We start from the raw sequence: 254 nt of genomic DNA, 5'->3' as shown, positions 1-254 counted from the left end.
AGAGCATTGAAGGCAGTACGTGCAAATGAAGTATACACTTGGGATATCACCTATTTACCAACGAGCGTAAAAGGGCAATTTTTATACTTATATTTAGTGATGGACATTTTTAGTCGAAAGGTTGTTGGCTGGCAGGTTTACGACACACAGTTAAGTGAATTAGCCGCAGATTTAATGAAGGATATTTGCAGTCGGGAGCAAATAAAGCGCGAGCAAGTCACGTTGCACTCAGATAATGGTAGCCCAATGAAAGG

The 254-nt window shown here is 40.9% G+C and carries 1 protein-coding gene; it reads left to right on the top strand.

Annotated features, from left to right (window positions below; all coding sequences use genetic code 11):
* Positions 1-254 (top strand): DDE-type integrase/transposase/recombinase (locus tag H5201_RS23640; RefSeq protein WP_182785479.1); only part of this gene is annotated, 254 nt, incomplete at both ends.

The organism is Pseudoalteromonas sp. SG43-6, assembly GCF_014164365.1.
GTDB lineage: Bacteria > Pseudomonadota > Gammaproteobacteria > Enterobacterales > Alteromonadaceae > Pseudoalteromonas > Pseudoalteromonas rhizosphaerae.
This window is presented reverse-complemented; position numbering and strand designations above follow the sequence as displayed.